The organism is Phyllobacterium sp. P5_D12, assembly GCF_054049495.1.
The window spans coordinates 1-4,996 of record NZ_JBFUMG010000335.1 but is presented as its reverse complement, the minus strand read 5'-3'; the positions used below and the strand labels follow the sequence as shown (position 1 = coordinate 4,996).

At 54.9% G+C, this 4,996-nt stretch carries 5 protein-coding genes and 1 pseudogene; 2 read left to right on the top strand and 4 right to left on the bottom strand.

Translation table 11 applies throughout. The features are described from left to right. Nucleotides 1-734 (top strand): TIGR02186 family protein (locus ACXJ5O_RS18685; protein WP_457301206.1); only part of this gene is annotated, 734 nt, incomplete at its 5' end. Here the strand turns inward: ACXJ5O_RS18685 and ACXJ5O_RS18680 are convergent. Beyond that, nucleotides 735-1,649: a methyltransferase domain-containing protein gene (locus tag ACXJ5O_RS18680; RefSeq protein ID WP_457301205.1), complete on the bottom strand. Its 915-nt coding sequence runs from the start codon at nucleotides 1,647-1,649 to the stop codon at nucleotides 735-737. Nucleotides 1,650-1,655: 6 nt separating this feature from the next. After that, the gene (locus ACXJ5O_RS18675) at nucleotides 1,656-2,699 is read right to left on the bottom strand and encodes a hypothetical protein (protein WP_457301204.1); all 1,044 of its coding nucleotides are present in this window, start codon (nucleotides 2,697-2,699) and stop codon (nucleotides 1,656-1,658) included. Between the two features lie 234 nt (nucleotides 2,700-2,933). Here ACXJ5O_RS18675 and ACXJ5O_RS18670 point away from each other — a divergent pair, with 234 nt between their 5' ends. After that, nucleotides 2,934-3,896 carry an NAD(P)H-dependent flavin oxidoreductase gene (locus ACXJ5O_RS18670; RefSeq protein WP_457301203.1) on the top strand — a complete coding sequence of 321 codons (963 nt, stop codon included), beginning with the start codon at nucleotides 2,934-2,936 and terminating at the stop codon, nucleotides 3,894-3,896. Nucleotides 3,897-3,930: 34 nt separating this feature from the next. Here the strand turns inward: ACXJ5O_RS18670 and ACXJ5O_RS18665 are convergent, their stop codons facing one another. Beyond that, entirely contained in the window at nucleotides 3,931-4,740 is an 810-nt protein-coding gene (locus ACXJ5O_RS18665) for an FAD binding domain-containing protein (protein WP_457301202.1), read from the bottom strand. A 12-nt stretch (nucleotides 4,741-4,752) separates the two neighbouring features. Further along, nucleotides 4,753-4,996 (bottom strand): annotated as a pseudogene (locus tag ACXJ5O_RS18660) (xanthine dehydrogenase family protein molybdopterin-binding subunit); the annotation flags it as partial.

Below are 4,996 nucleotides of genomic sequence, written 5' to 3'. Positions count from 1 at the left end.
ACGCACAGCAATTGCCTGGCAACAAGGAAACTATTGAAATCGGTCTCTCTACTGACACGATTGCGATTACGTCCGGTTTCCGAGGCACTGACCTGACGGTTTTCGGTGCATTGGACAATGCTGATCCGCTTATCCAGCGGCAAGGTCGCTATGATATCGTTGTGGTTCTGGAAGGTCCCGAGAGGGATTTTGTCGTGCGACGCAAGGACAGATTTTTTGGCATTTGGGTCAATGCGGAATCCGTATCGTTCCAACACATTCCGGCATCCTATTCGCTCGCATCAACCCGTAATCTGCAGGATATAGCAACGCCGAAAATATTCGGCCAGCTTAGCCTAGGGGTCAACAATATCTTCTACGAGCCAATGCCTGACGGCTTTGGATCGAGCGAATCCCTGAAGGAGTTCACTAAGGAGTTGCCCCGGCTGAAGCTCAAACAGCGTCTGTACAATCAACGCCCTGGCGACGTGCAATTCCTGTCATCCACGTTGTTCCGGGCGACCCTCTCATTGCCCGCCAACGTGCCTGTGGGCAAACACATTGCTCGCGCATATCTGTTTCGCAATGGTGAGTTCTTGCGTGAAAGCTCGACGAGCCTCAACATTGTCAAAGCGGGGCTGGAGTTCCGCATCTACCGCGCCGCCAATCAATACAGCCTGCTTTACGGTCTTTTTGCCGTGTTCCTTGCCGTCGTGACTGGTTGGATGGGAAGACTGGTATTCCGCAAAGATTAATCAGATGTCGGGCTTCGCGACGACAATAAGCCCTTGCAGGGGTTTGCCCCGATCAAGACGGATGGTCTCCTGCTGCAAACTTACCAATGTCATGGAATTCTCCGCCAGGACCCGCCGAACATAGCTTTCGGAATGGGTGTAACGTAGCGATGGCTGCAAGATCAGCCCATTGTCGCTCGAATGGTTCTCAACGGAAAATGCGAACAACCCATCCGGGACCAAGGCCCCGGCGACATTGTTGAATGCACGGTGGAGATCACCGACATAGACAAAGACATCCGCCGCAATGATGAGATCGGCGCTTTGGGCAGGCGTATCGAGTTCGTTGACATCGCCTTTGATAAGAATGTCATAGACTTGTTTTTCGGCAGCCTTCTGCAGCATGGCATCGGAGAGGTCCACGCCGCCTAGTTCATCGGCATCGGCACGGAAATACGGACCCATCAGGCCGGTACCGCAGCCAAGATCAAGCACGGAGCGGAAACGCCGTTCCGGCGTAGCTACCTTGATCGCGTTCGCCAGCAATTCGGGGACGCGATACTCCAGTCTCTCCAAAAGCGCTGTTTCAAAGGTTGGCGCATAAGCGTCGAATAGGGTTTCGACATAGGCTGTCGGCGGCGTTTCCGGTACGGCAGCGTGGCCGGTTGCTGCTAGCTTCAATCCTGCGCCAAAGCGATCGTCTGGATCGAGCTGCAGCAATTTGCGCCAAGCTTCAGCCGCGGCATCACCCTGCCCCGCCRCCTCATGCATCTCGCCAAGCCGAAAAAGGCCGGCAGTCCAATTGGGAGTTATCTCCAGTGCTTGCCGCATGAGGTCGGCAGCCGCACCATAGTCTCCGGTTTCGAATAGCATATCAGCATAGGAGGCACGKCGGTCGGCAATCAGATCGCCAGAAGATAGAAACGCGCGCTCCATCTTCTTCTAATTCGTGACCTGGACGCGAATCGAGATGATATCGACCGACTTTCCCGCCTGGGTTATATCCGAATTGATCTTGATCGCGCCGCCCGCAACCGGTTTCTTGTCCGCCGGAAATTGCTTCTGCACCAGATACTCGCTGCTCGCATCGGAAACATCGAAACGCGTGCGTCCGCAATCACCCAGATCCCTGAAGTCGCAGCTCACCGCCATTTGCGTCCTGGCACCATCCTCGCTCTTGGCCACGATATCGAACATCGTGTTTTTACCGGCAAGCTGTTCGAGAACGCCTTGGCCGACCTGGAAACTAACTTCATCGGCTTCACCAGGCGACTTGATACGTAGATACTTCTCTACCTGATCACCACCGATCGTGGCCGTCGCCCGTCCGGCGACAGATACCTGAGTTGTATCAGACGGATCGAAAATCGTAATCCAGCTACCCTCAGGCGACAACTCGCCTTCCTTCAGCGGCTCATGGCTACCGCTTACGGCCGGATTGCCGGTACTTGGCGGGATGCTGGACGGTTTCGAATTGATGATTCCGGAAGCAACAAGCCAAAGCAGACCGAGCGCTAGGGCCAGGATGGCAAGAATTATAACAAATTTGGTTAGGCCGCTCGCCTTTTTGCGTTCCGTGTTTCGCTTCAGCCGTGGGCGCAGACGGTCCGGGCGATAATTGTCGGTAGTAACAGGTCCATCCGATATCAGTTCCGGCGCGTCAAGTTCAGGTTCCCGTCCAACATCAATCGTTGGTTCGATCCTTGTCGCAGACTGCGAAAGCACTGGTTCACGCCTTTCAACAACTGGCGCAGGCACCGGAGGCGCTATCGAACCAGTTGTCTGAACTTCTTTTTCGATCCTGGTGATTGCGTCCTTCAGCCGTTCGCGGCGTTCGTCCCGTTGCCCATCGTCCAACGCCCCGTTTGCCGCAAGCGAACGCTCATGCGCTCCCCAAGCCGATTCGTAAACCTTCTGCCGAATCGCAGGGTTCCCGACATCGACTTTGGCCAACGCATTCCTGATCGCTTGCTCGATTGCTTCCAACTCGACAATTATCCCTTCAACACGGCTCCCATGATTGGCTAGCCATAACGCATCTCGCTGCTTATTCAAGACTCGCACGGCGCAATGATGGCCGTTTCGAATTATGAACGCTATTGTTCGAAACGCTGCATCGCCACTCGATCATAATATCACTTACCTTTCACTTGCCCCCAATGCATCAGCTCTGGTAAAGCAAATTACGTTTACGCTAACGTCAAAATTTGGAGATGGACAATGGCCTTGCCGGATATTTTGAAGTCGAAGTTGCGAATTCCGGTGGTTGGCGCTCCGTTGTTTATTATTTCACATCCAGCGCTCGTGCTCGCCCAGTGTAAGGCCGGAATTGTTGGATCTTTTCCGGCTTTGAATGCCCGCCCCGAAGCACAGCTCGACGAGTGGCTCGCAGAGATTACGGAAGACCTACGCAGTCATGACGAGAAAAACCCCGACTGCCCTGCTGCGCCGTTTGCCGTGAATCAGATTGTACACCGCTCGAACAAGCGGCTCGAACACGATTTGATGATGTGCGTAAAATACAAAGTTCCCATCGTTATTTCATCGTTGGGAGCGGTGCCGGAGGTGAACGAGGCCATCCACTCGTATGGTGGTATTGTCCTTCACGACATCATCAACAACCGCCATGCGAATTCAGCTATTCGCAAAGGCGCGGACGGGTTAATTGCAGTCGCAGCAGGTGCGGGTGGCCATGCGGGAATGCTCTCGCCGTTCGCGCTTGTCCAGGAAATCCGTGAATGGTTCGATGGGCCTTTGTTGCTGTCGGGTGCCATTGCGACCGGCCGCGCCATTCTGGCAGCGCAGGCCATGGGCGCGGACCTTGCCTATATCGGCTCACCCTTCATCTCCACCACAGAAGCGCGCGCTGGCGATGACTATAAACAGATGATTGTCGACTCCAATTCTTCCGATATCGTATATTCGAATTACTTCACCGGGATTCATGGAAACTATCTGAAGCCATCAATAGCCAAGGCCGGAATGGATCCGGATCATTTGCCAGAGGCTGACCCCTCCAAAATGGACTTCGAGGCAGCGACGACCGGCGCCAAGGCCTGGAAAGATATCTGGGGCTGCGGTCAAGGCATTTCGGCCGTTAAAGAAATCGCTTCCGCAAGCAACCTCATTGCCCGCCTTGAACAGGAATATCACACGGCAAAGACGGCGGTTTGTGCAGCCTAGCGGTGCTGCCGCCACACCGCGAGGGATGTCCGTCTCACATCGGCCTGTTCGTGATCTCCGCTACAGCACGCTTCGTCATGACCTTGACCAGATTGGCACGATAGTCGGCAGAAGCATGCATGTCGGAAAGGAGTACGTCCGGATCCACCGCGAGACTATCCAGCGCCGAGGGGCTGAAGTTTCCGGCGAGTGCCGTCTCTGCATCTTTGAGACGAAAAACGCCGCCCTCGCCTGCGCCTGTTACAGCAACACGGATATTGTCGCCCGATTTGGCAACGAAAACACCGGCCATTGCATAAAGTGAAGCTGGATTTGGGAATTTTTTGTAAGCCGCTCTATCCGGCCCAACGAATTCCACGGCCACAATAATCTCGTTTGGCGCAAGGGCCGTTTCGAATAGGCCTATGAAGAAATCTGATGCGGGCAAGGAGCGTTGGCTGGTGATTATCGTCGCATCAAGCGCCAATAGCGCCGACGGGTAGTCAGCAGCCGGATCGTTGTTGGCGATCGACCCGCCAATCGTGCCCATGTTTCGCACCTGCGGATCGCCGATATGGCCAGCGAGATTGGTAATGGCTGGGCATATCTTTGCGAGTTCCTCATTAGTCGAGACATCGTAATGTGTCGTGACCGCGCCAATCCGCACGGTGCGCCCATCGACCGTGACGCCTTTCAACGCTTCGATTCTCCTGAGATCTATAAGGTCGCTCGGCGACGCCAGGCGCTGCTTCATGGTTGGAATCAGGGTCATTCCACCAGCCAGGAATTTGCCATCTTCGGCTTCACCCATCAGTCTTGCAGCCTCTTCAACGGAGGCAGCGCGATGATACTGTGTCTCATACATGATGATTTCCCCTCACTTCGCCGCCTGGATGGCATTCCACACAGTTTGCGGTGTAGCCGGCATGGTCAGATTGTTGTTACGGATTGCATCAGTGATGGCGTTGATCACGGCGGGGGGCGAACCAATTGCTCCCGCCTCGCCGCACCCCTTGATTCCGAGTGGATTTGATGGGCAGGGCGTTTCCGTCGTCATGATGTTAAACGACGGCAGGTTCTGCGCGCGCGGCATGGTGTAATCCATGAAGCTGGCCGTTAGC